This is a genomic window from Streptomyces sp. M-16, from assembly GCF_052114405.1.
In the GTDB taxonomy this organism is placed as follows: domain Bacteria; phylum Actinomycetota; class Actinomycetes; order Streptomycetales; family Streptomycetaceae; genus Streptomyces.
In genome coordinates this window covers 1-23,184 of sequence record NZ_JBFRER010000071.1, presented here as the reverse complement: position 1 = coordinate 23,184, position 23,184 = coordinate 1, and the positions used below count along the sequence as shown (strand labels likewise).

Annotated in this window: 19 protein-coding genes and 1 pseudogene; 11 read left to right on the top strand and 9 right to left on the bottom strand. The window is 72.5% G+C overall.

Going from position 1 to position 23,184, the window contains the following annotated elements:
- Positions 1-102 precede the first annotated feature (102 nt).
- Positions 103-1,485, top strand: a complete 1,383-nt coding sequence (locus AB4039_RS27410) for a transcriptional regulator (protein WP_442272044.1) — start codon at positions 103-105, stop codon at positions 1,483-1,485.
- A 77-nt stretch (positions 1,486-1,562) separates the two neighbouring features.
- On the top strand, positions 1,563-3,281 hold the full coding sequence (locus tag AB4039_RS27405; RefSeq protein WP_442272043.1) for a hypothetical protein: 1,719 nt from the start codon (positions 1,563-1,565) through the stop codon (positions 3,279-3,281).
- 13 nt (positions 3,282-3,294) lie between these two features.
- Here the strand turns inward: AB4039_RS27405 and AB4039_RS27400 are convergent, their stop codons facing one another.
- Entirely contained in the window at positions 3,295-4,755 is a 1,461-nt protein-coding gene (locus AB4039_RS27400; RefSeq protein ID WP_442272042.1) for an ABC transporter substrate-binding protein, read from the bottom strand.
- A 196-nt stretch (positions 4,756-4,951) separates the two neighbouring features.
- Between AB4039_RS27400 and AB4039_RS27395 the strand changes: the two genes are divergently transcribed.
- The gene (locus tag AB4039_RS27395) at positions 4,952-5,398 is read left to right on the top strand and encodes an SCO4402 family protein (RefSeq protein ID WP_442272061.1); all 447 of its coding nucleotides are present in this window, start codon (positions 4,952-4,954) and stop codon (positions 5,396-5,398) included.
- A 14-nt stretch (positions 5,399-5,412) separates the two neighbouring features.
- Positions 5,413-6,291 carry a formyltetrahydrofolate deformylase gene (purU, locus tag AB4039_RS27390; RefSeq protein ID WP_442272041.1) on the top strand — a complete coding sequence of 293 codons (879 nt, stop codon included), beginning with the start codon at positions 5,413-5,415 and terminating at the stop codon, positions 6,289-6,291.
- Positions 6,292-6,406: 115 nt separating this feature from the next.
- On the opposite strand, the gene AB4039_RS27385 is transcribed toward purU, so the two are convergent.
- Positions 6,407-6,928 (bottom strand): EF-hand domain-containing protein, encoded by a 522-nt coding sequence (locus AB4039_RS27385; protein WP_266840876.1) that lies wholly within the window; start codon positions 6,926-6,928, stop codon positions 6,407-6,409.
- Between the two features lie 267 nt (positions 6,929-7,195).
- Here AB4039_RS27385 and AB4039_RS27380 point away from each other — a divergent pair, with 267 nt between their 5' ends.
- Both AB4039_RS27380 and AB4039_RS27375 read left to right on the top strand, forming a co-directional pair.
- Positions 7,196-7,756, top strand: a complete 561-nt coding sequence (locus tag AB4039_RS27380; RefSeq protein WP_266840878.1) for a sigma-70 family RNA polymerase sigma factor — start codon at positions 7,196-7,198, stop codon at positions 7,754-7,756.
- Positions 7,756-9,090 (top strand): zf-HC2 domain-containing protein, encoded by a 1,335-nt coding sequence (locus tag AB4039_RS27375; RefSeq protein WP_442272040.1) that lies wholly within the window; start codon positions 7,756-7,758, stop codon positions 9,088-9,090. The genes AB4039_RS27380 and AB4039_RS27375 overlap by 1 nt, the downstream gene beginning before the upstream one ends.
- Positions 9,091-9,187: 97 nt before the next feature.
- Here the strand turns inward: AB4039_RS27375 and AB4039_RS27370 are convergent, their stop codons facing one another.
- The 4 genes from AB4039_RS27370 to AB4039_RS27355 all read right to left on the bottom strand — a co-directional run bounded on the left by AB4039_RS27370 (position 9,188) and on the right by AB4039_RS27355 (position 14,556).
- The gene (locus AB4039_RS27370; protein ID WP_442272039.1) at positions 9,188-10,444 is read right to left on the bottom strand and encodes a transglycosylase family protein; all 1,257 of its coding nucleotides are present in this window, start codon (positions 10,442-10,444) and stop codon (positions 9,188-9,190) included.
- Between the two features lie 194 nt (positions 10,445-10,638).
- Positions 10,639-12,267, bottom strand: a complete 1,629-nt coding sequence (locus AB4039_RS27365) for a CHAP domain-containing protein (protein ID WP_266840881.1) — start codon at positions 12,265-12,267, stop codon at positions 10,639-10,641.
- A 168-nt stretch (positions 12,268-12,435) separates the two neighbouring features.
- Entirely contained in the window at positions 12,436-12,714 is a 279-nt protein-coding gene (locus AB4039_RS27360) for a hypothetical protein (protein WP_266840882.1), read from the bottom strand.
- 288 nt (positions 12,715-13,002) lie between these two features.
- Positions 13,003-14,556 carry an AMP-binding protein gene (locus AB4039_RS27355; RefSeq protein WP_266840883.1) on the bottom strand — a complete coding sequence of 518 codons (1,554 nt, stop codon included), beginning with the start codon at positions 14,554-14,556 and terminating at the stop codon, positions 13,003-13,005.
- A gap of 154 nt (positions 14,557-14,710) precedes the next feature.
- Here AB4039_RS27355 and AB4039_RS27350 point away from each other — a divergent pair, with 154 nt between their 5' ends.
- The 5 genes from AB4039_RS27350 (at position 14,711) to AB4039_RS27330 (ending at position 19,633) form a co-directional block, all read left to right on the top strand.
- Positions 14,711-15,898: an amidohydrolase family protein gene (locus AB4039_RS27350; RefSeq protein ID WP_266840884.1), complete on the top strand. Its 1,188-nt coding sequence runs from the start codon at positions 14,711-14,713 to the stop codon at positions 15,896-15,898.
- Positions 15,898-17,052 carry an acyl-CoA dehydrogenase gene (locus AB4039_RS27345; RefSeq protein WP_442272038.1) on the top strand — a complete coding sequence of 385 codons (1,155 nt, stop codon included), beginning with the start codon at positions 15,898-15,900 and terminating at the stop codon, positions 17,050-17,052. The genes AB4039_RS27350 and AB4039_RS27345 overlap by 1 nt, the downstream gene beginning before the upstream one ends.
- 5 nt (positions 17,053-17,057) lie before the next feature.
- Positions 17,058-17,963, top strand: coding sequence for an acyl-CoA dehydrogenase family protein (locus AB4039_RS27340; RefSeq protein ID WP_266841800.1), 906 nt, complete (start codon positions 17,058-17,060; stop codon positions 17,961-17,963).
- 398 nt (positions 17,964-18,361) lie between these two features.
- Complete coding sequence (locus AB4039_RS27335; protein ID WP_442272037.1) at positions 18,362-18,817, top strand: ATP-binding protein; 456 nt, start codon at positions 18,362-18,364, stop codon at positions 18,815-18,817.
- Positions 18,818-19,075: 258 nt separating this feature from the next.
- Positions 19,076-19,633: a DUF4291 family protein gene (locus tag AB4039_RS27330; RefSeq protein WP_442272036.1), complete on the top strand. Its 558-nt coding sequence runs from the start codon at positions 19,076-19,078 to the stop codon at positions 19,631-19,633.
- 252 nt (positions 19,634-19,885) lie between these two features.
- On the opposite strand, the gene AB4039_RS27325 is transcribed toward AB4039_RS27330, so the two are convergent.
- The 3 genes and pseudogenes from AB4039_RS27325 to AB4039_RS27315 all read right to left on the bottom strand — a co-directional run.
- Positions 19,886-20,911 carry a hypothetical protein gene (locus AB4039_RS27325; protein ID WP_266840887.1) on the bottom strand — a complete coding sequence of 342 codons (1,026 nt, stop codon included), beginning with the start codon at positions 20,909-20,911 and terminating at the stop codon, positions 19,886-19,888.
- A complete protein-coding gene (locus tag AB4039_RS27320) occupies positions 20,908-22,473 on the bottom strand; it encodes a hypothetical protein (RefSeq protein WP_442272035.1) in 1,566 nt (521 codons plus the stop codon). The genes AB4039_RS27325 and AB4039_RS27320 overlap by 4 nt, the downstream gene beginning before the upstream one ends.
- Positions 22,474-22,608: 135 nt before the next feature.
- Positions 22,609-23,184 (bottom strand): annotated as a pseudogene (locus AB4039_RS27315) (ADP-ribosyltransferase); the annotation flags it as partial.

Genomic DNA, 23,184 nt, shown 5'->3' with positions numbered 1-23,184 from the left:
CGCGGGCGTTGGGTAACGACACGACGCAGAGACGAAGATTCTCCGCACATCAGGCGGGAAGTGATCATTCCATCGCTCTCCCGTGGCTTCAGGGGGTTTTCAATGGCAGCCAGGCCTCTCGTCGCCCGTCAGCCGAACGAACGGCTGCAGGCGCTCATCCAGGAAGCCGGGTGCTCCAACGCCGGGCTAGCCCGGCGCGTCAACATGTGCGGGGCCGAGCACGGCCTCGATCTCCGCTACGACAAGACCTCCGTGGCCCGCTGGCTGCGCGGCCAGCAGCCGCGCGGCCGGGCGCCCGGCATCATCGCCGAGGCCCTCGGCCGCAAACTCGGCCGGACCGTCACCATCGACGAGATCGGCATGGCCAACGGCAAGAACCTCGCCTCCGGCGTGGGCCTGCAGTTCTCCCCGACCGTCGTCGGCGCCATCGAGCAGGTCTGCGAGCTGTGGCGCAGCGACGTCGGGCGCCGCGACTTCCTCGCCGGTTCGAGCGTGGCCGCCTCCGCGCTCGTCGAGCCCAGCCGCGACTGGCTGATCACCGGAGCCGACCCGCAGGTGGCCCGCAACGGCGGGGCCCGGGTGGGGATGTCCGACGTGGAGGCCGTCCGCGCGACGACGCAGGCGCTGACCGAGCTCGACCACCGCTTCGGCAGCGGGCACGTCCGCCCCGTGGTGGTGCACTACCTCAACTCCGTGGTCTCCGGGCTGATCGGCGGCTCCTACCGGGAGCCGGTCGGGCGGGCCCTGTTCGCGGCCGTCGCCCGGCTCACCGAACTCGCCGGGTACATGGCGGTGGACACGGGCCAGCCCGGCCTGGCCCAGCGCTACTACATCCAGGCCCTGCGCCTGGCCCAGGCCGCGGGCGACCGCGCGTACGGGGGCTACGTGCTGGCCGCGTCCATGAGCCACCTCGCCGCCGAGCTGGGCAACCCGCGCGAGATCGCGCAGCTGGCGCGGGCCGCCCAGGAGGGCACGCGGGGGCAGGTCACCCCGCGGGTGGAGGCCATGTTCTACGCCGCCGAGGCGCGCGGGCACGCGCTGCTGGGCGACGCCCGCGCCACGGCGGTCCTGTCGGGGCGGGCGCTCACGGCGCTGGAGCGGGCCGAGCCCGAGTCGGGGGACGACCCGGTGTGGATCCGGCACTTCGACCAGGCCTACCTGGCGGACGAGCTCGCCCACTGCCACCGGGACCTCGGCCAGGCCGAGGCGGCGGGCCGGCGCGCGGAGGAGGCCCTGCGCGGGCTGCCCGCGACCAAGGCGCGCCGGCGGGCGATCGGGCTGCTGCTGCTGGCGGCGGCGCAGGTGCAGCAGCGGGAGGTGGAGCAGGCCTGCCAGACGGCGACGACGGCCGCCGAACTGCTGGGCACGCTGAGGTCGAGGCGGGGTGCGGAGTACCTGGAGGACTTCCGCACGCGGCTGGAGCCGTACCGGGAGGAAGCGGCCGTCCGGGAGTTCGGGTCGCGGCTGGAGGTTCAGGTGGCCTGACGTGCCCGTGGCGCGACCGGGTAGCGTGGTCCGACGTTCCGTTGGTTCGGGAAGTCGGAGAAGGCAGAGGAGTCCCGGTGACGACGCAGAGCGGACAAGGGGGCGTCCCCCGGCCCGGGGCGGCGGATCCGGCACGGCCCGACGCGGCACGCCCCGACGCGGACCCGGGGTACCCGGCGCAGCCGGGTCCGGGCGCGGGGGAGCCGTGGGGCGCGCCCGCGCAGTACGGGCAGCAGCCGCAGCAGCAGCAGCCTCCGGCGTACGGGCACGGGCAGGAGCAGTACGGCGGGCAGCCGCAGCAGGGGCAGGGGCAGCCGCAGTACGGGCAGCCGCAGGGGCAGCCCGGGTACGGCTACCCGCCGCAGGGGCAGCCCGGCTACGGGTACCCGCCCGCGGGGCACGTCGTGGGTCCGGGCTTCGAGGGCCCGGGGCAGCCGCACGGCTACGGCTACCCGCCGCTGCCCGACGCGGCCACCCAGTACATCCCGCCGGTCCCGGCCGGCGGCGCGCCCGCGGGAGAGGCGGCGACCCAGTACATCGCGCCGGTCCCGGCGGCCGGCGCGCACCCCGGTGACGCGGCGACCCAGTACATACCGCCGGTCCCCGCGACGGGCGGGCTTCCGGGAGACGCGGCCACCCAGTACATCGCGCCGGTCCCGGCGGGCGGCGCGCCCGTGGGCGAGGCGGCGACCCAGTACATCCCGCCGGTCCCCGCGACGGGCGGGCATCCCGGTGACGCCGCGACCCAGTACATCGCGCCGGTCCCGGCGGCCGGTGCGCACCCGGGTGACGCCGCGACCCAGTACATCCCGCCCGTCCCGGCCGACGGTGCGCACCCGGGTGACGCCGCGACCCAGTACATCCCGCCCGTCCCGGCCGACGGCGCGCACCCGGGTGAGGCGGCGACCCAGTTCATACCGCCCGTCCCCGCGGCCCCCGGGCCCCCGCCCGTCGAGGGCTTCGACGCGCTGTTCCGGGCCGATGAGGGCATCGCCGCGGCGCCCACCCAGCAGATGTCCTCGGTCCCGAGTCCGGCCCCCCGGCGTACGCCGCCGCCCGCGCCGCCCCAGCAGTACGGGCCACGCCGGCCACAGCAGCCCCAGCCGTCCCACCAGCAGCAGTACGCGCCCCCGCCCCCGCCGCCCTCCGCCCCGGCCCCGCGCCGGGTGCCGCCCGCGGTCATCGCGGCCGGGGTCGTCGGACTGGCCGTGGTGGGACTCGGGGTCGGCGCGCTGCTCAGCGACGGCAAGGCCTCGAACAGCGACCCGGGCGCCGTGGCCCCCGCGAGCACCGGCTCGGGCGCCTCGGGCGCACCGGTGGGGGAGGCCCCCGTGGACCCGGCCCGCCCGCAGGCCGTCCAGCTGGACAAGCTGCTCGCGGACAGCAACGACAGCCGGGCCTCGGTGATCAAGGCCGTCGACGACATCAAGGACTGCAAGAACCTCGGTCAGGCGGCCGAGGACCTGCGCGACGCGGCCCGCCAGCGCGAGGAGCTGGTCACTCGGCTCCAGGAGCTCAAGACGGACCTGCTCCCGAACCACGCGAGGCTCTCGGCCGCCCTCACCAAGGCCTGGAAGGCCTCCGCGGACGCCGACAACAGCTACGCGGACTGGGCGGACGACGCGGGCCACGACAAGGGCGGCTGCAAGGACGGCAAGGCCAAGGCCACCGACAACGCCTCGGACGGCAACAAGTCGAGCGGCGAGGCCACGAAGTCCAAGGTGACGGCCGCGGCCCTGTGGAACCCGATCGCCGTCAAGTACGGCCTCACCCGCCGCGACACGTCCGAGCTGTGACCGGACCGGGCGGTCAGGCCGAGCGGGGAGCCTGTTCCAGGGTCGAGGTCATGTCCTGGGCAGGCTCGCCGGGCTGGTCGACGATGCGGCCCGCCCGGACGATCTGGAAGCTGACCCGGCCGTTGACCAGACGGGGGAAGCCGGCCACGGCCCGCATGTCCTGGTAGCGCCAGCTGAGGTCGGGGGTGAGGCCGGCCGTCTTGACGCCCTGGGACTCGTTGAGCGCGTGGGCCAGCTTGCGGGCCGTGACGTCCTCGTCCTCCTTGAAGCGCTGCACGATCTCGTTCAGCACGGTGTACGCGATCCAGGTGGTCTGGGCCCCGCTGTCGTCGGGGTCGACGGTGTCGTCGCCGAACGCCTGCTCGGTGATCACCTTCCGCATCGGGGCCCACAGCGGGTCGGTCGAGACCGGGTACCAGCTGGTGACGAACGAGCCCTCGAAGGGGCTCTCCTTGCCGCCGGTGCGGTCGACGAGGGCCTGGCTGACACTGCCGAGCACGGAGGCGATCTGCGGGTCGCGGTGCTGGGTGTCGAGGCGGCGGAAGGCGTCGAAGAAGGTCTCGGTGCGCTCGCCGAGGACGGCCGTGACGCAGGGCTTGCCCTCCTTGGGGGCGGAATCCTTGGCCCCGGCCCCGGCCCCGGCCCCGGCCCCGGCCCCGGCCCCGGCCCCGGCCCCGGCCCCGGCCCCGGCTCCCGTTCCGGCCCCTGCCCCGGACCCGGCTCCCGATCCGTTGGCCGTGCCGTCCTTGGAGCCCCCCTTCGCCGTCTCCTTGGTGTCCTTGGCCGGGCCGCCCGCCGATCCGTCGGCCAGCGCCTCGCGCGCCTGCGGGGTCAGGTCTGCGGAGTCCTCGGCGGCCCGGATGTCGGAGGCGTCCGGCATCTTGTTGGCCCGCAGCCCCGCGTTCAGCAGGACCGGCATGGAGTCCCCGGCGAGGGTGTCCGGGCGCACCAGCGACACCTGGGCGCAGGCCTTGCCGAGCTGGTGCCCGGCGCCGGCCAGCAGCGCGGGCTGGCCGCCGTTGACCGGGTAGGACAGGGGGCTCTGGAACTCCTCGGAGGAGACCCCGTAGCCGCCGATGAAGGGGATGCCCTCGGCCTCCAGCGGGGCCATGAAGGCGCGTCCGTGCTGGCTGTACGAGCCGACGACGGCGATGGCCTTCTCGGCGATGGCCTGGCGGGCGCAGTCGGCGGCGCCGGTCGGGGTGTTCTTCTCGTTGCAGGTCAGGACCCGCAGCTTGTGGCCGTGGATGCCCCCGTTGGCGTTCACCCAGCGCTCGTAGGCCTTGGCCATGCCGGGCATTCCTGGCATATTGGTGGCCTTGGTGCCCATCGGGGCGAACGTCATGACCGTGACGGTGCCCCCGGAGCCCCCCGAGCCCCCGGGGAGCACCCCGCACGCGGTGGTGAGACACGCGCCCACCGCCGAGGCAAGGAGCAGGCGGGATAGGGCAGTTGCGCGTCGGCGATTGGTCATGTCCACCGACCATTCCGCTCGCCGGGGAACTGGACGGTGAGGTGTACACAACATTGGGTGACGCCCAGGTGAATTGCCGGGGAGTAACCGTCCGCAGGCGCTTCAAGATCGCACTATGGGGGAACGTACGATCGAAAGCGTGACATTCGCCCAAGGTTCGAAGAACTCTTCCCGCCGCGGCGGCCGCTCCTCCACCATGGGCGGCATGCCCCTCAACGACATGCCGTGGTGGCGCTGGCGCGCGAACGTGCGCTCGGCGCTGCACATGCTCTCCGACCCGGTGTTCCAGGAGGAGGTCTGGCTGACCGGCGCGGAAGGCTACGGGGACGTCACCGACGCCGTGTACCGGCTCGTCGAGGACACCTGGCTCGACAGCTGGTCCGCCGACAAGTACGTCGGCACGATCTTCCGGGACGCGCAGGAGGCCGCCCTCGTGGACCTCGCCGTCCTGCGGGTGCTGCGGATCCTGCACCAGGTCGGGCCCGACGCGCCCGTGTCCACGTACCTGGAACACCACGCCTGGCCCGAGGCGGTACGGGCCGCGCGCGAGGCGCACGTACGGATGGCGACGGCGGACGGGGAGGATCCGGACGAGCCGCCCACCTCGGTCGACGTACTGAGGATGCTCACCCGCGCGGTGTGAAAGGCTATGCCGTCATGAGCGACCCGCAGCCCGAGGCCACTGCCCAGCCCCAGTACGTCCTGACCGTGTCCTGCCCCGACAAGCAGGGCATCGTGCACGCCGTGTCGAGTTACCTCTTCATGACCGGCTGCAACATCGTGGACAGCCAGCAGTTCGGAGACCGGGAGACCGGGCTCTTCTTCATGCGGGTGCACTTCGAGGCCGAGCCTGCGGTCACCGTCGAGAAGCTGCGCGCGAGCTTCGCAGCGATCGGCGACTCCTTCCGCATGGACTGGCAGATCCACCGCTCCGACGAGCGCATGCGGATCGTCCTCATGGTGTCGAAGTTCGGCCACTGCCTGAACGACCTGCTGTTCCGCTCGCGGATCGGCGCGCTGCCCGTGGAGATCGCGGCCGTGGTCTCGAACCACACCGACTTCGCCGAGCTGGTCGGCTCGTACGACGTGCCCTTCGTGCACATCCCGGTCACCAAGGACACCAAGGCGGACGCCGAGGCGCAGCTGCTGGAACTGGTCCGCGCGCAGGACGTCCAGCTCGTCGTCCTCGCCCGCTACATGCAGGTGCTGTCCGACACCCTGTGCAAGGAACTGAGCGGGCGGATCATCAACATCCACCACTCSTTCCTGCCGRGCTTCAAGGGCGCCAAGCCCTAYCACCAGGCGCACGCCCGTGGTGTGAAGCTCATCGGTGCCACCGCGCACTACGTGACCGCCGACCTCGACGAGGGCCCGATCATCGAGCAGGAGGTCGAGCGCGTCGGCCACGAGGTCACCCCCGACCAGCTGGTCGCCATCGGCCGCGACGTGGAGTGCCAGGCGCTCGCCCGCGCGGTGAAGTGGCACAGCGAGCACCGCGTCCTGCTGAACGGCAGCCGCACCGTCGTCTTCGCCTGAGCCCCGGCGGCCCCGGGCCGCGGGGGCCGGGCCGGCCGGCCGCCCCGGACCGGCCCGCCGCCACACCGGCGCACCCGCGGGGGCCGGGCGTCGTCCGCCCGGCCCCCGCGCGGTGTCACGCGTCGGGTGCCTCCACCCCGCAGTAGCCCGCGAAGGCCGCCAGGATCTCCTCCTCGGAGATCCGGCCGTCGCCGTCCGCGTCCAGCGCCCGCGCCAGCGGGCCGGCCAGCTCCGGCGCGGTGCCGAGCACCCGCAGGACCCGGGCCGCGGCCGCCGGCGTCGCGGCGCCCGTGCCGTCCTCGTCCGCCACGGCGATCACCGCGGCCAGGAACGGGCGCGCGATCTCCGCGAACCGGTCGGGGCTGTCCCGCAGCCGCTTCGCCGCCCCGGTGACGAACTCCTCCCGGGAGACCCGCTGGTCCCCGTCCACGTCGGCGATCCCGGCCATCCCCTGCCAGAACGCCTCAGCGCCGTTGAAGACGGCCTGTCCCTTGTCCGACCGCGCGGTGGTGCCGAACTCGGCCAGTACGGCCCTGGCCGCCGTACTGAAGTCCTCCCGATCGATGTAGCCGGATCCGTCCTGGTCGAAAGTGGCGAATCGGGCGGCGATCTTGCGCTCGTATTCTGCGCTGTCCATATGCGGAGTTCCGCCTTCACGTGTGCGAGGGAGTGCAGTTCAAGACAGGCAGGAGCGTAAGGCCTCGGTGGCCTGAGCGTTAAGCGAAGCGGTCAAGGAGGTGGCGACATCGAACCCGCGCACGGGGAGCGCGGCAGGGCGCGTACATCTGTGCCAACAGCGCCCCTAGCACGTGGGCCGTGGTCCGCGGACGGGGTTCACCCAAAACAGGCGCGTTCCATCGGTTGCGCACTACATTTGACGGGTCGGCACGCGGCGGGAGGAAGCATGGCGAAGGACGTTCCACCGCGCTGGGACCGTCGCATGCAGCAGCGCCTCGCCCGCGGTGAGGCCGCCGCGCTCGGCGAGCTCTACGACCGCTTCGCCTCCCTCGTGCACGGCCTGGCGCACCGGGTCCTCGGCGACGAGAAGGCCGCGGACCGGATCACCCGCGAGGTCTTCGGCTACATCTGGGAGAACCCAGACGCCTACGACCCCAAGCAGGGCTCCATGCGCTCCTGGGTCGCCCGGATCACCCAGGGCCAGGCCGTCGCCCGGCTGCGCCAGGTCGAGTTCGGCCGCGGCTCCCGCGAGGAGCTGGAGCAGAAGGTGCGCAGCGCCAACGCCGCCGCCCGCGCCGACTACATCGTCGCCTCCATGCCCGCGCCGCTGCGCGCCGCCCTGGAACTCGCCTACTTCAAGCGGCGCGACTACCGGCAGGCCGCCGCCGACCTGCAGATCAGCGAGGACGAGGCGCGCCGCCGGCTGCGGCTCGGCCTCCAGCTGCTGTCGACCGCCCACGTCCTCCCCCGGGAGGACCCCGCCCCTCGCGGATACGGAACCACCTGATGACCGGCCCCTCCGAAGACACCCCCGACGACGCCCACGAGTACGCCGCGGGCCGCGCGGCGCGGATACCGGGACCGCGCCCCGCCGGAGACGACCTCGAACCGCCGGCCCCCACTCCCGAGGCCGTGCCGGCGCCGGGTCCCGAGGCCGTGCCGGCGCCGGCCGCTACGTCCGTGCCCGTGCCGGCGCCCCCGTCCGTGCCCGCGCCCCCGTCCGCGCCCTCGTCCGCGCCGGCGCCCCCGCACGGCGTACTGAAGTCCCTGCTCGGAGCGTGGGCGCTCGCCGCCTGCTCCGCCGAGGAGACCCAGGCCGTGGAGGACCACCTCACCGAGTGCGCGCCCTGCGCGGAGGAGGCACTGCGGCTGCGGGACGCCGTGGGGCTGCTGCACCCCGAGGACACCCTCGACCTCAAGCCGCTGCTGCGCTCGCGCGTGCTGGAGGACTGCCTGGGCAAGCGCCCCGCCCGCATCCCGGTACCGGTGTGGGCGGGCCCGTACGACACCGAGACGGCACGCCTCGACGCGCTGCTGCGGGACTTCGGCGAGGCGGAGTGGCACACCCCGGTCCGGCTGAAGTGGTTCGAGGAGGAGCGCCGCCGCACCCGCCGGACCACCGTGTCCGGGGTGATCGGCCACCTGCTGACGGTGGACGGCCTCGTCGCCGCCGCCCTCGGCCTCGACGATCCGCTGGGGCCGCACGCACCCCCGGGCGGACCCGAGGGGCGCACGGAGCACTTCTGGAGCTCCGGCGCCCATCCGGGCACCGGCGCGGTCCGCGATCCCTGGCGGGAGCAGGGCCACACCCTCGTCCGTACGGTCTCCTTCGCGGACCGGGGCGYCGCCGAACTCGCCGTCGACTACGGGGCCTTCGCGCTGCCGCTGGCCGACGCGTTCCTGGAACGGGCCTTCGAGTGCTGGGTGCACGCCTCGGACATCGCCGAGGCCGTCGACTACCCGTACGGGCTGCCGTCGGGGCCACACCTGCACCGCATGATCGACCTCGCGGCGCGGCTGCTCCCCACCGCCCTGGCGGGCCGGCGCCGCTCGGGACTGGCGGCGCCGCCGCGCGGCCCGGTCGCGGCGGGCGCTCCGGGGCGGAGCCTGCACCTGGAGATCGAGGGGGCGGGCGGCGGCTCCTGGGACATCGCCCTGGACTCCCCGGCGGCGAAGCCGTCGCGGGAGCACACGGTGGCGGAGGTCGCGCTGGACGGCGTCGAGTTCTGCCAGCTCGCCGCCGGGCACGTCTCCCCGGAGGACGCCGCCGTCGGCCAGACCGGCGACCGCGAGGCGATCCGCGACGTCCTGTTCGCGGCGGCTTCGCTGAGCCGGCTGTAGCGGCACGCGCGTACGCGGCTCCGGGGAACCGGAGCCGCGTACGGGGTGGTGCGGTGATCAGTTGCGGGTGGCGACCGGACCTCCGTGGCCGGGTGGGTCAGGCGGTCGGCAGGCCGCTGACGAGGGCGGCCGGGACGCTGACCACGTCGTCGAAGCTGGCCTTGCCGGCGCCGAACTCGTCGGCGGTCATGGCGCGCTTCTTGCCGCCGGTGACCTGCCAGACGGTGTTGTTGCCCTGGGCGAGGAGCATCGTGCCGTCGGCGGGAGCGGTCTTGGCCGCGGCGTCGGTCAGCCAGGTGCCGGGGACGCCCTCCAGCGGGCGCTTGTCGTAGCCGAGGCCGGTGAAGTCGGCGTAGGTGAGGGAGACGGCCTTGCCGCCGGCCATCACGTAGACCGTGGAGTCCTTGCCCGAGGCGTCCTTGACGATGGTGCCGTTGGGGACCTGGCGGGCCGCGGAGCCGGCCAGCCAGCTGGTCGGGACACCGAGCAGCGAGCGCTGGTCGTAGCCGTTGGCGGTCCACTCGGCGGCGGAGATGTGCAGGGCCGTGCCGTTGACCATCACGTAGCGGGCCGGGTCGTTGCCGGTCTGGTCCATGACGACGCGGCCGTTCGACAGGGTGCGCTGGACGGCGCCCTGCAGCCAGGAGGTCGGAACTCCCATGTCGGGGCGGACGTTGTAGCCGTCGGCCGTCCAGTCGGAGGCGGAGATCGGCAGGGCGGCGCCGTCGATGACCACGTACCGGTTGGCTCCGCCGGCCTGGTCGTGGACCACGGTGCCGGCCGGCGGGGCGCTCGGCAGGCCGTTGAACGCGGCGTCGTCGATCAGCACGATCTTGCTGAGGTCGTACTTGTCGGGGGTGACGTCGGAGCCGGCGACCGGGACGCCCGCTCCGTCGATCATCACCTTCACGGCCGCGCCCTTCGGGGACTTCACGAGCGTGCCGACCGCCAGCGAGGCCGGGTTCGGGTAGGAGGGGGCCGACGGGTACGGGTCGGCGTGGTCGGCGCCGAGGCCGGCGGCGGGGCCGCACGACGGCCAGGCGCCCTGGCCCTGGCCCGCGAGGATCTTCTCGCCCGTCAGGATCTGCTGCTGCTTGTCCGCGAGGTCCGGGCGGGAGGCGTACTGGGTGCCGCCGAAGGCCCGCCAGGTCGACATCGATATCTGGAGTCCGCCGTAGTAGCCGTTGCCGGTGTTGATCGACCAGTTCCCGCTGGCCTCGCACTGGGCGACCTTGTCCCAGGTGGAGACGGAGGCGGCGGAGGCGGTGCTGCCCGCGGCGAGCGGGGCGGCGATGGCGAGGAGGGCGGTGGCGGTGACGGCGAGTACGGACTTCTTGCGGGCGGCGGAGCTCATGACGGTGTCCTCGGGGTGTCTGGAAGCGGCGGGGCGGCGCGGCGGCGGGCGGCGAAGGCGGCTGCCGGGCGGAGCGGGCCCGAGCCGCCCGGCCGGTGGGGACCGGGCGGCTCGGGTGGGCGGTGCTCAGGCGGTGCTCAGGCGGTGCTCGGGCAGCGCCGGCCAAGTGGGCCGGGCGGTGCCGACCCGGTGGGTCAGACGGTCGGCAGGCCGTTGACGAGGGCGGCCGGGACGCTGACCACGTCGTCGAAGCTGGCCTTGCCGGCGCCGAACTCGTCGGCGGTCATGGCGCGCTTCTTGCCGCCGGTGACCTGCCAGACGGTGTTGTTGCCCTGGGCGAGGAGCATCGTGCCGTCGGCGGGTACGGCCTTCGCGGCGGCGGCGGTCAGCCACTCGGCGGGCAGGCCCTCCAGCGGGCGCTTGTCGTAGCCGAGGCCGGTGAAGTCGGCGTAGGTGAGGGAGACGGCCTTGCCGCCGGCCATCACGTAGACCGTGGAGTCCTTGCCCGAGGCGTCCTTGACGATCGTGCCGTTGGCGAGCTGCTTGCCGACGGCGGCGTTCAGCCACTCGCCGGGGACGCCCATCAGCGAGCGCTGGTCGTAGCCGTTGGCGGTCCACTCGGCCGCCGAGATGTGCAGGGCCGTGCCGTTGACGAGGACGTAGCGGTTGTTGTCCGTACCCGACTGGTTCATGATCACGGTGCCGTTGCCCGGAGCCTTGGCGGCGGCGCCCTTGAGCCACTCGCCGGGGACGCCCATCAGCATCTGCTCGTTGTAGCCGTCGGCGGTCCACTCGGCGGCGGAGATGTGCAGGGCCGCGCCGTCCACCATCACGTAGCGGGCCGGGTCCTTGCCGCTCTGGTCCATCACGACGATGCCGGTCGCCACCTTGCGCTGGGCGGCGCCCTGCAGCCAGGCGGTCGGCACGCCCATGTCGGGACGGATGTTGTAGCCGCCGGCGGTCCAGTCCGCCGCGCCGATCTGGAGGGCCGCGCCGTCGATGATCACGTAGCGGGCGTTGCCGCCGGCCTGGTCGTGGACGACCGTGCCGGTGGGCGGGGCGCTCGCCAGCGAACGGAAGGCCTGGTCGTCGATCAGCACGATCTTGCTGAGGTCGTACTTGTCGGGGGTGACGTCGGAGCCGGCGACCGGTACGCCCGCTCCGTCGATCATCACCTTGACGTCGGGGCCGTTGGGCGACTTCACGAGCGTGCCGGCGGGCAGCGAGGACGGGTTCGGGAACTGGGGGTTGGTGGTGCCGGCCGGCGAGATGTAGCCGCTGATGCGCTGGCCCCACGGGGAGGAGCCCACGCTCCAGTCGGTGGTGCTGTGGGTGCTGACGATGCCGGGGAAGCCGCCCTGGTTGCCGCCGGTGATGGTGACGGAGTTGCCGGAGATCCCGGTGACGAGGGCCACGTGGTCGTCCGAGTAGCTGCCGCCGTGGTTGTAGACGACGGCGTCACCGACGTGCGGCTGGTTGGACAGGGTGCCGTACTTGACGCCGTAGTCGTAGAAGCTGTCGGCCATGTCGGACAGCGTGGAGAGGCCGGTGACCCCGTTGCGGGCCCAGACCCAGCCGGCGAAGTCGGCGCACCAGGCGTGGGTTCTCTGGCCACCGCTGCAGCTGCTGTTCTGCTCGGAGCCACCCACGTAACCACCGTGGGCACAGGCGCCGTTGCCCTGCTCGGCGCGGGCCGTTGCGGAGATGCCGTCGCTCAGCGGCGAGGCGCTGGCCGGGGAGACGAAGACCATCGTGGCGGCGGTCGCGGCGAGGGCGGAGGCGGAGGCGACGCGGATGGCGCTGGCCTTGAGGTTCCGGGACATGGCTGAGCTCCTGTGGGCGTGAAGGGAAGGCGTGGGGCCGCGCGGGGCTTCCGCGGGCAGGCCTGATGCAGGCCGAAGATGTGGGGCGCACCGGTGCCGGTGGACAGCTGCCCTGCAGGAACAGCGGTCGGTCGCGGCCGTCGGGTGGTGTGGCGGTGTGGCGGTGGTTCAGTGGCGGATCAGGGGGTCCGGGGTGTAGCCGCGGGCGGCGCCGGTGGCGAGGACGCGGGTGAGGAGGGCGTGGGCCTTCTCCTGGGCGGCGGTGGTGTTCGCGGCGCGGACGAAGAGGGCGACGTGCAGGCCGTGGGGTACGGGGCGGACCCGTACGTGTTCGAGTGCGTGGTGGGGGGCGGCGTGGGCCCAGAGGGCGTCCTGGAGGAGGCTTGCTCCGCTCTCGGTTCCCGGTGCCCCGGTGTCGCTGTGTAAGGGAATGCGGACGAGGAGCACGGGGTCAGTCCCAGCCGATGACGTCGCCGGCGGCGTGGTGGCTGCTGTGCGTGCGAGCGGTTTTCGGCATGGCTGTGCCCCCGGGCTTCCTGCGTGTGGGTGGATGGTTTTCCCGGAGGCGGGTGGCCGGCCCTGGTGGGCCTCGGCTTCGGGTTCTTGTTTCCCGCCGCCGTTCCGGTGATCACTATCCTGCTGGGCGGGGAAGCCCCGGGGAAGGCCTTTCGCCCGGCACCAAAGGGCCTGGCACCTTGGTGTCAGCAGGGCGGGGGAGGCCCGGCCCGGCGCACGTCAGGGGCGGGAATAGCGTTCCCGCAGGCGGTACTTGAGGACCTTGCGCAGGGCGTCGTTGCGGGGCAGGGCGTCGACCAGTTCCAGCTGCTCGGGGAGCTTGTGCGGGGACAGCCCCTGGGCCCGGAGGTGGGCCGTCAGCTGGGGCAGGGTCAGGGGCGCCGCCCCCGGGGGCTGCTCGACGACGGCGCAGACGCGCTCTCCGCGTTCGGGGTCCGGGAGGCCGATGACGGCGACGTCGCCCACGGCCGGGAGCAGGTGCAGGAGGTCCTCGATCTCCTTGGCCGAGATGTTCTCGCCCTTGCGGATGATCACGTCCTTGCTGCGGCCCGTGAGGACCAGGTGGCCGTCGGCGGTGAGGTGGCCGAGGTCGCCGGTGATCAGGTAGCCGTCGGCGTCGAAGACCTCCGCGGAGTCCGCGCGGCCCAGGTAGCCCCGGCAGACGGCCTCGCCGCGCAGCCGCACCTCTCCGTCGGTTCCGGCGGGCAGGGGTGCGCCGTCCGGGGTGGTGATGCGGACGGACATGCCGCGCGGGGGGCGGCCCTCGGTGGTGGCGAGGTTCTCCGGGGTGTCGTCCGGGGAGCCCATGGTGATCATCGGAACCTCGGTCATGCCGTACCCGTGGGTGAGCTGGCAGCCCAGCTCGCGCACCACCGCGTGGTAGATCTCCGGGGGTTTGGGGGCGCCGCCGCCGGCCAGCAGGCGCAGGGTGGGGATGAGCCGCGTCCCCGGGTCCTTGCGCTGTTCGGCCAGGAACAGGGAGTAGAAGGCGGTGGAGCCGCCCGCGACGGTGACGCCGTGGCGCCGGTACCCGTCCAGTGCGTCGGGCAGCGCGAACTTCTCGAAGAGCACCGCGGGGAACCCGTACAGCAGCAGCATCACCAGGTAGTCGGGGCCGCCTATGTGCGCGTACGGGAACGCGATCGAGCCGACGTCGGCGGGGGTCAGCCGCAGCGCGTCGGCGAGGCAGGTGCCGCCCGCGATGAGCGAGCGGTCGGTGTGCAGGACGCCCTTGGGGTCGGAGGTGGTGCCGGAAGTCCAGTAGATCCACCGTACGGAGGTCCCGTCGGCCGGCGGCGGGGGCAGGACGGCGGGGTCGCCGTCGGGGAGGGAGCCGTAGGCCTCGAAGACCCCGCGGGCGCCGATCCGGGCGGCCATCGCGGTGTGGTCGAAGCCGCGCCAGGTGCCGGGCACGGCGAAGAACTCGGCCTTGGCCTCGCGCAGCGCGAAGCCCACCTCGCGGTCGCGGTAGAAGGGGATCACCGGTGACTGGACGGCGCCGAGCCGGGCCAGGGCGAGTGAGAGCAGCACCGTCTCGATACGGGTGGGCAGCTGCCAGGCGACGACCGTGCCGGGCCGCACCCCCAGGCCGTACAGGCCGGCCGCGGCGCGTTCGGCGCGCTGGCGCAGTGCGCCGAAGGTCAGGACGCGGTCGTCGGCGGGGTCGTCGGCGGCCTCGATGAGGACGGGTGCGTCCGGGGTGCGGGCGGCCCGCCGGGAGACCAGCTCCCACAGGGTGGCGCAGCTGCTCGGATCCGTCACGGTGTCCGTCATCCCGGACCTCCCCTGGGCGTGGCAGTCGACGGTGGGCAAGGAGTCTGACGGGTAGTCAGATCAAGCGCAGAGCGTAGGCCTCGGACGCTTGTCGGTCCAGGGGTGGCGGGGCTAGCTTGTTTCTGACGATCCATCAGATCGGATTGGGGAGACCATGGAACTGCCTCGGATCATCAGCGTCGACGACCACGTCATCGAACCGGCCCACCTGTTCGACGTGTGGCTGCCGGCCAAGTACCGGGACCGCGGCCCCAAGGCCCTCACGGCGGGCATCGGCGAGCTCGTCTACACCGGCGGCAAGTACGTCATCTCCATGGACCCCGACGGCCCGCCGACCGACTGGTGGATCTACGAGGACCTGAAGTTCCCGTACAAGCGCAACATCGCCGCCGTGGGCTTCGACCGCGACGACATGACCCTGGAGGGCATCACCCGCGAGGAGATGCGGCGCGGCTGCTGGGATCCCAAGGCGCGCCTCGCCGACATGGACCTCAACCACGTCGAGGCCTCGCTCTGCTTCCCGACCTTCCCGCGCTTCTGCGGCCAGACCTTCGCGGAGGCCCACGACAAGGAAGTCGCCCTCGCCTGCGTGCGCGCCTACAACGACTGGATGGTCGAGGAGTGGTGCGGCGACAGCGGCGGCCGCCTCATCCCGCTCTGCATCATCCCGCTCTGGGACATCGACCTGGCCGTCGCCGAGATCCGCCGCAACGCCGCCCGCGGCGTCCGCGCGGTGACCTTCTCCGAGATCCCCACCCACCTGGGGCTGCCGTCCATCCACTCCGGCTACTGGGACCCCTTCTTCGCCGTCTGCCAGGAGACCGGCACGGTGGTGAACATGCACATCGGGTCCTCGTCCCAGATGCCCGCGGCCTCCCCGGACGCCCCGCCCGCCGTCCAGGCCTCGCTGAGCTTCAACAACGCCATGGCCTCGATGATGGACTTCCTCTTCAGCGGGGTCCTCGTGAAGTTCCCGCGGCTCACCCTCGCCTACAGCGAGGGCCAGATGGGCTGGATCCCCTACGCCCTCGAACGCGCCGACGACGTCTGGCGCGAGCACCGCGCCTGGGGCGGGGTCCGCGACCTGATCCCCGAGCCGCCGTCCACGTACTACTACCGCCAGATCTACTGCTGCTTCTTCCGCGACAAGCACGGGATCGCCTCGCTCGACGTGGTCGGCCGCGACAACGCCACCTTCGAGACCGACTACCCGCACGTGGACTCGACCTTCCCGCACACCAGGGAGGTCGCCCTCGACCACGTGAAGGACCTCGACCCCGAGACCGTCCACAAACTGATGCGCGGCAACGCCATCCGCATGCTCGGCCTGGACCTCACCTGATGGACCTCACCTGCACCGAGGAGGAACGGGACTTCCGGGGCCGGCTGCGCGAGTGGCTGGGCAAGACCCTGCCCGAGCTGCCCGCCAGGCCCTCCCCGGACGACTGGCCCGGCCGCCGCGCCTACGACCTGGGCTGGCAGCGCAGGCTCCACGACGCCGGGTACGCGGGCCTGCACTGGCCCGTCGACGCCGGCGGCCGCGGCGCCACCCCGACCCAGCACCTGATCTTCCTGGAGGAGACCGAGCGCGCCGGCGCACCCTACGTCGGCGCGAACTTCGTCGGCCTGCTGCACGCCGGACCGACCATCGCCGCCGAGGGCACCGCCGAGCAGCGGGCCCGCTGGCTGCCGCCCGTCCTGCGCGGCGACGAGGTGTGGTGCCAGGGCTTCAGCGAGCCCGGCGCCGGCTCCGACCTGGCCTCCCTGCGCACGCGGGCGGTGCGCGACGGGGACGCGTACGTCGTCACCGGATCGAAGATCTGGACCTCGCACGCGGAGGTCGCCGACTGGTGCGAGCTGCTGGTGCGCACGGACCCGCAGGCCCCCAGGCACCGCGGGATCTCCTGGCTGGCCCTGCCGATGGACGCGCCCGGGATCACGGTCCGGCCGCTGCGCACCCTCGCCGGGTCCGCCGAGTTCGCGGAGGTCTTCCTCGACGAGGTGCGGGTCCCGGTCGCCAACCGGGTCGGGCAGGAGAACGACGGCTGGCGCGTGACGATGGTGACCCTGTCCTTCGAACGGGGCACCGCCTTCGTCGGCGAGGTCGTAGCCTGCCGGCGCACCCTGACGCGGCTGGCCCGCACCGCGCAGGCGAACGGCCGCTGGGACGACCCGGTGCTGCGGCGCACCCTCGGAAGGCTCCACGGGGAGTTCGGGGCCCTGTGGCGGCTGACGCAGTGGAACGTCAGCGAGGCGCAGCGCTCCGGCGGCGTCCCCGGCACGGGCGGCAGCGTCTTCAAGCTGGCGTACTCCCACGCCCGCCAGGAGCTCTACGACGTCGCCGCGGAGGTGCTGGGCGCGGACTCCCTCTCGCTGGAGGAGGAGTGGACCCTGGACCGGCTCTCGTCCCTCTCGTACACGATCGCGGCGGGCACCTCGCAGATCCAGCGCAACATCGTCGCCGAGCGGATCCTCGGCCTTCCGAAGGGGCGGTGAGCACCGTGGACTTCCGGCTGACGCAGGACCAGCGGGACCTGCGGGCGGGCGTACGGGACCTGCTCGCCGGACGGTACGGGCGCGAGGCCCTGCGGGCGTCGGTGGACGCCGACGGAGCCCTGGACCGGGACCTGTGGCGGGAGCTGGGCGGGGCGGGCCTCTTCGCGCTGCGGCTGGCGGAGTCCGCGGGCGGGGTCGGGCTCGGCCTGCCCGAGGCGGTCCTCGTCTTCGAGGAGGCCGGGCGGGTGCTGCTGCCGGGGCCGCTGGTGGCCACCCACCTGGCCGCCGGGACGGTTCCCGGCGCGGCGGAGGGGGCGGCCGTGGTCACCGCCTTCGACCTCGACGGGCCGCTGGTGGCCCACCTGGGCGACGCCGACGCGGTGCTCGGGGCGGACCGGCTCCCCGCCGGGACCCCGGTGCGCTCGGCGGACCCGCTGACCCCCCTGTGGCGGGCGGAGCCGGCCGGGGGCGCGCCGGTGGAGGCGTACCGGGAGGAGGGGACGCTGCTGACGGCGGCCCTCCAGGTCGGCAGCGCGCTGCGGACGGTGGAGCTGGCGGTGCGGTACGCGGGGGAGCGCGAGCAGTTCGGGCAGCCGATCGGGGCGTTCCAGGCGGTCAAGCACCTGTGCGCGGACATGCTGGTGCGGGCGGAGGTGGCCCGTACGGCGGTCTACGCGGCGGCGGTGACGGCGGACGGCGCGGAGATCGCGGCGGCCAAGCTGCTGGCCGACGAGGCGGCGGTACGGGGCGCCCGGGACTGCCTCCAGGTGCACGGCGGGATGGGCTTCACCTGGGAGGCGGACGTGCACCTGCACCTGAAACGGGCGTGGGTGCGGGCGCGGCAGTGGCGGACGGCGGCGGGGGCGGAGGAACTCCTGGCGGAGCGGCTGCTGGAGGAGGCGGTGCAGTAGGCGGCGGTGCGGTGGGCGGCGGCGCCGTAGGTAGCAGTCTGTGACCGGATCCGGGCCGCGCGGGGCCGCTCGGGCCGGATCCGGTCGGGGGTGGGGCACGGGAGGAACAACACGGGACGCATGTCCGATTACGGAGAGTTGATATCGGTTTGTGTCCTTYGGCCGCCCCGATCCGGGCCGGAGGCAGGGGGTGCTCCGGTACGCTCCCACGAATGCGAGCGGTTGAGCGGCGTGAGCGTCGCACAGTATGCACCACGCCTACTCCTTCGCGCTGGAATATGCCCGAAGCGCTTGTTGTGGTGACTGTATGTCAACCATGCTGCTCGGCAAGGGGGTCACGAGCGGTGATCCCGCCCCGTCGCGAGGCGAAGTGTCCGCCGGTTCGGATGGTGTGAGCGGTGCAGGTGCTTCAGGTGCAGCTGGAGGTAGGACCGGATCCCGCCGAGGTCGGCCGGGCCCGCCGGTGGGCCCGGTCCAGGCTGGCGGGGTCCGGCATAGGGGACGACGAGCCGCTCGCCGAGACGCTGATCCTGTTGATCTCCGAGCTGGTCACGAACGCGGTCGTGCACACGGGTTGTCCGGCCGTGCTGCGGATGCTGTTCGGCGGGCCGGGCGTGCGGGTCGAGGTCGCCGACACGAGTGACCGGGCGCCGGCCCGCCGGCAGGCCTGCGGCGAGGACACGGGCGGGCGCGGGCTGGAGCTGGTGGACGGGCTCGCCGACCGGTGGGGCTGGCAGCGCGAGGGCGCGGGCAAACGGATCTGGTGCGAGATCGACCGCGCGGAGCCGGCGGCGCCCGCCGCGTGCCCCGACCAAGAATTTGCCCGGAGGCGGGAACCGCGCGTGTACCTCTAACGAGGTGTTGACGGTTCGTCACCTGTTGATCACCCTGGTGGTGAGCGATTCGTCGCGAGGGGACGCCAAGGGAGTGTTTCCTGCCTTGACGAGTGCGGGTCGTGGGGTGGCGGCTGCCGTGCCGCGCTCGGGGTGCGCACGAACGCACGCCGCCACCCGCAGGTCCCTTCCGGACGCGCCGCCCGCACGGCCCCGGGGGCGGGCCGGCCCGCGAAAACGGCTCGCGGGGCGGGCGGGGCGGGTGGCAGGGTGCGGCTCATGGCGCCCCAGCATCAGATCCGTGCCGACTACGACGCCCGCACGATCGTGGTCTACCAGGCGTACGCGCCCGCCATCGCCGACGCGGCGCTGCGGGCGGGCCGCTTCGTCCCGCCGTTCTCGTTCCACCGGATGACGTGGATCAAGCCGTCGTTCACCTGGCTGATGCACCGCGGCAACTGGGCCCGCAAGCCCGGCCAGGAGCGCGTCCTCGCGGTCCGGATGACCCGGGCGGGCTGGGAGCACGCCCTCTCCCGGGCGGTGCTCACGACCGCGGACCCGGCCGCCGTGGCCGGGGCGGCCGTGCACGTCCAATGGGACCCGGAACGATCGGCGCGCGGCACGGCGCTCAACCACTACAACATCCAGGTCGGCATCGGCCGCGATCTGATGCGCACGTTCGCCGACGACTGGGTCGTCGGCCTCACCCCCCAGGTCCGCAAGGCCGCGTCCCTGATCCGAGCCGGGCACGCCGCGAAGACCCGGCGGCTGCTCCCCGCGGAGCGCGTCTACCCGCTTCCCCGGGAACTGGAGGACCGCCTGCCCGCGGCGGCTTGAAGTGCGGCCCGTAGGAGGAACTGCGAGGCAAGGTGCTGGCCGCCCCGCGCGGCGTCTGCTGCTCGGCCTCCTCGCGGCGTGGGGCGCGCCCGGCCCGAATCAAGTGGATCGCCGAAACGGCGGAGGTGGCGGAACGGGACGCTCCGTCGGCACGCGTGGGCGTCCGAGGCCCCGCCGATACCCGGGCATGTGGCCGGTCGGCATCGTGGGGTCTCGTCCGGCGGCCTCCAGGACATCGGACAGACAGGCGGCCTACTTCAGCGCCAGTAGCGTCAGCTTCCCGAACTCCTCCACTTCGACGGCCGCGTTCACCTCGGGCCGCCCTGCTACGGAATCACTGGGGCACTTGCCCAGCTCGACGAGCGCCGCGGTGGGAGACAGGCCTCGGTCGTATGCTTCCTGCAGCCGGTCCAGCCAGACCAGACCGGCCTGGTAAGCGTCCAAGTCGGCCGCATCGCGCGGCTCGAAGCTGGCGGCGCCCTCGGCGTCCGAGGCCCACAGGTAGCCCAGTACCTCCTGGGTTCCCGTGACAGGGAGGTACCTCACGGGCCCCGACGCCTGGCGCTCGTACCCGGTCGTGGACTTCGGGGTTTGGCTGAAGATTCCGTTTCGGTGAGGGATTTCGAACCGCCCCCATACGTCCGACGGGGAGCCGTCATCGTCTTCGTAGTGGTTCTCGACCCCCGATTCCGTCGGAATGCCGAACCAAGTGGCGTCGTCGGGGTCGGTCTCCACGGCGACCTCTTCGGCGATCTCCGCGAGGGCCGCGGCCAGGCGGGGCCGGTTCGCCGCAAATACCGCCTCCTGCGCGCGCCCCCGCAGATCGAACGGCATCCAGGCATCGGAGAAGGCCGTCAGAGCCACGTTGAAGTACCCCTCGGACAGGGTGGCGGTGAGCTCGAAGAGCCCTTCCACCGCCTCACTTCCACCGCTACCGGTCTCCACGATGCCGTCGCAAGAGGCGTAGAGCTTCACGCCCCCGATCTCACCGGCGGCGATGCCTTCCTTGATCCGCACCACCAGAGTCTCGGCGACCGACGACCCGTCCGTGGCCTCCGCGGTCAGTGCGCCGACGGGGAAATCCGCGCGGAGCAGGATGCTACGACGACCCATCTCGGGAACCTCCACGGCCACGCCTCCACCGTGTGGGGTTCCGAGGTGGTGCCGGTCCAGGATGCTGAGCGCCGCGAAGAACCGGCGGACGGCTTCGCGGACCAGGTCTGTCTCACGGCCGGGTTCTCCCCATGACCACCGTGCGACGGGTGTGCTGGCAATCAAGGCCGTCCTCCTGGCGTGAAGCTGGCGCCGGGCGGATACATGAGCGTTCCGTCCTCGACGCGAAGTACAACGATCACACCTTGCTCGGTGTGGATTCTGGCAAGTTGCGCCTCGGCGCCTGACGCCAGCATGTCCGCCACGCTTCCCTTGGTGTCGATGACGAAGATCTTGACGTCAGCGCCGGATTCCGCGAGCTGCCCGATGTTCTTCCACATCTTGTCGATGGCCTTCTTCGGGTTCATGACCTCCTTGAACTGATACCCGTAGATCTTCCCATCTGCGCCACGGGCCATTACGTCCATGTCGGTATCTTTTCCGGTGATCACCCCTGGCTTGATTTCGACGTCCCTCTTGATTTCAAAGCTGATGTCTCTGACACCGCTGTCGTAAAGCTGGTCGGCTAGCCGGAGCTGTTCGATACTGCCTGACATTGCATTCTTCTGGCTCAAGCTGCTTATGACGTCCTCGAAGTTCGTCATTCCCTTGAATTTGCCCGAGGCGATCAGGTTTGCCACCTCTTGACCTGCGGGGTGGTTAGCCAGGTTGGCGAGCGCCTTCTCCAGGTCCGGCGGCTTCGGCTTCCCTGGACGCAGATTGTCCCGGATTAGCTGCTCTGTCTCGCCGCCGCGCGCGAAGGGCCGAGGCTCTTTAAGGGGTAACGAGGTGTCCGCGTGGCCATCGCCACCGCCCGGTGTGTGGTCACGGTCGCCCGATGCGGGGCCGTCGTGGCCACCGCTGCCAGGGCTGTCGCCTTGATCGGGAACGGTCGGGCCTTCGCCATGGCCGCCCGTTGATGCGGTGTCGGTGTGGTGGGTGCCGCCGGTGGGGGTGGTGTCGTGGCCGCCCGTGCCGCCGCCGGGTTCGGCGTGGCTGTTGTGGGCGCCGTTGTCGGCCACGCCGCCTGGGGTGTGTTCGGCTGCGGCGCCGGGGGTGTGGCCGGCCGTGCCGCCCGGGGTGTGGGAGGTGACGTCGGCGGTGTGGGCGCCGACGCCGACCGGGACGGGTTCGTGTTTGGGGACCTCGGCCAGGGGGTGGTCGGCGCCCTTGGGGACCGCGGTGAGGTCCTGCTTGGGCAGCCCGTTGTGGTCCAGGAGCTGGTTCGTGGTCTTGTCGAAGTACTGCGGGCGGCCGAGGGCGTCTTCGGGGAGGCGGACGGTGTCGTCGGGGTGCGGGAAGGTGATCCCGGGGGCGTCGGCCTTCGGGAGGTCCTTCCACACCACGTCGTCGATCTTCGGGAACGCGCCGTCGACCTTGCCGAGGTTCGCGAACAGGTCACCGATCTTCATCTTCGCGAGGGAGCCGGCCTTGCCGATGTACGTGATCGGGTCGATGAGGCGGCCCGCCTTGCCGGCCACGCTGATGACCTTCGCCACCGTGCCCGCCTTGGTCGCCGTACCGGCGCCACCCGTGAACACGGTGGTCAGAACGTTGAAGGTGACCGCCCCGGCGGCGCGGGCCGGGTTCTTGCCCCACTCGTCCCAGGCGACCAGCGCCTTGCCCGTCTCCTTCATCGCATTACGCGAGTCACGCAGCCACGAGGGGAGCTGCTTGTCGTCGGCCATCCAGAACGCGGTGCCCACTCCCGGGTAGGTGGTCAGGGCCAGGCCTGTGGCGAGCTTCGCCAGCCCGGTCCACGCCTGGCCTGCGGCCTTCAGGCCGTCGACGCCGACGAGGGTGCCGAGGCCGCGGATCGTGCCCTAGATCCCGTCGACGATCAGACCGTCCCAGACGAAGGACTTCGCCCAGTAGCCGATCTCCCAGGCCCGGTGGGTCTCCTCCAGCTGCGAACCCCACGGCAGGTCCTGCGCCTTGTTCAGATCGGACGCCAGGTAGCCGTGCATGTTCGCGCCGTGCGAACCGTCGTCCGCCGTCAGCGGCGGCGCACAGTACAGGGCACGGATCTTGTTCGCACAGGTCCGCTCCGCGGCCCAGAACGCGGAGACGGCGGCGTTGACGTCGTGGATCAGATCGTTGTTCTCATCGATCTTGTCCCCGTCGTCCTTCCAGTGCTTGTCGCCACTGATCTTGTTGCTGAACGTGGAGGCCTTCGCCTGCAGCTCCTTCAGCCGCGCCACGATCGGCCGCGCCTCGGTGATGTACTCACCCAGCGCCGTCGCSGCCGACTCCAGCTGATCCGCGAAGAAATCGCTGTCCGTCTTCACCGGCTTGGTCGTCGCGAACAACTGCGCCGCCTCCGGCGCCGAGTAGAACGCCGACAGGCCCTGGAACTCGGAGTCCACGTTCGACCCCGCGTCACGGAAGGTCCCCGCCGC

Coding starts and splice junctions, on each gene's coding strand:
- AB4039_RS27410 (WP_442272044.1), top strand. CDS start 103: ATGGCAGCCAGGCCTCTCGTCGCCCGTCAGCCGAACGAACGGCTGCAG.
- AB4039_RS27395 (WP_442272061.1), top strand. CDS start 4,952: ATGGGCGGCATGCCCCTCAACGACATGCCGTGGTGGCGCTGGCGCGCG.
- AB4039_RS27365 (WP_266840881.1), bottom strand. CDS start 12,267: ATGTCCCGGAACCTCAAGGCCAGCGCCATCCGCGTCGCCTCCGCCTCC.
- AB4039_RS27380 (WP_266840878.1), top strand. CDS start 7,196: ATGGCGAAGGACGTTCCACCGCGCTGGGACCGTCGCATGCAGCAGCGC.
- AB4039_RS27320 (WP_442272035.1), bottom strand. CDS start 22,473: ATGGCCGACGACAAGCAGCTCCCCTCGTGGCTGCGTGACTCGCGTAAT.
- AB4039_RS27400 (WP_442272042.1), bottom strand. CDS start 4,755: ATGACCAATCGCCGACGCGCAACTGCCCTATCCCGCCTGCTCCTTGCC.
- AB4039_RS27350 (WP_266840884.1), top strand. CDS start 14,711: ATGGAACTGCCTCGGATCATCAGCGTCGACGACCACGTCATCGAACCG.
- AB4039_RS27370 (WP_442272039.1), bottom strand. CDS start 10,444: ATGAGCTCCGCCGCCCGCAAGAAGTCCGTACTCGCCGTCACCGCCACC.
- AB4039_RS27385 (WP_266840876.1), bottom strand. CDS start 6,928: ATGGACAGCGCAGAATACGAGCGCAAGATCGCCGCCCGATTCGCCACT.
- AB4039_RS27355 (WP_266840883.1), bottom strand. CDS start 14,556: ATGACGGACACCGTGACGGATCCGAGCAGCTGCGCCACCCTGTGGGAG.
- AB4039_RS27345 (WP_442272038.1), top strand. CDS start 15,898: ATGGACCTCACCTGCACCGAGGAGGAACGGGACTTCCGGGGCCGGCTG.
- AB4039_RS27330 (WP_442272036.1), top strand. CDS start 19,076: ATGGCGCCCCAGCATCAGATCCGTGCCGACTACGACGCCCGCACGATC.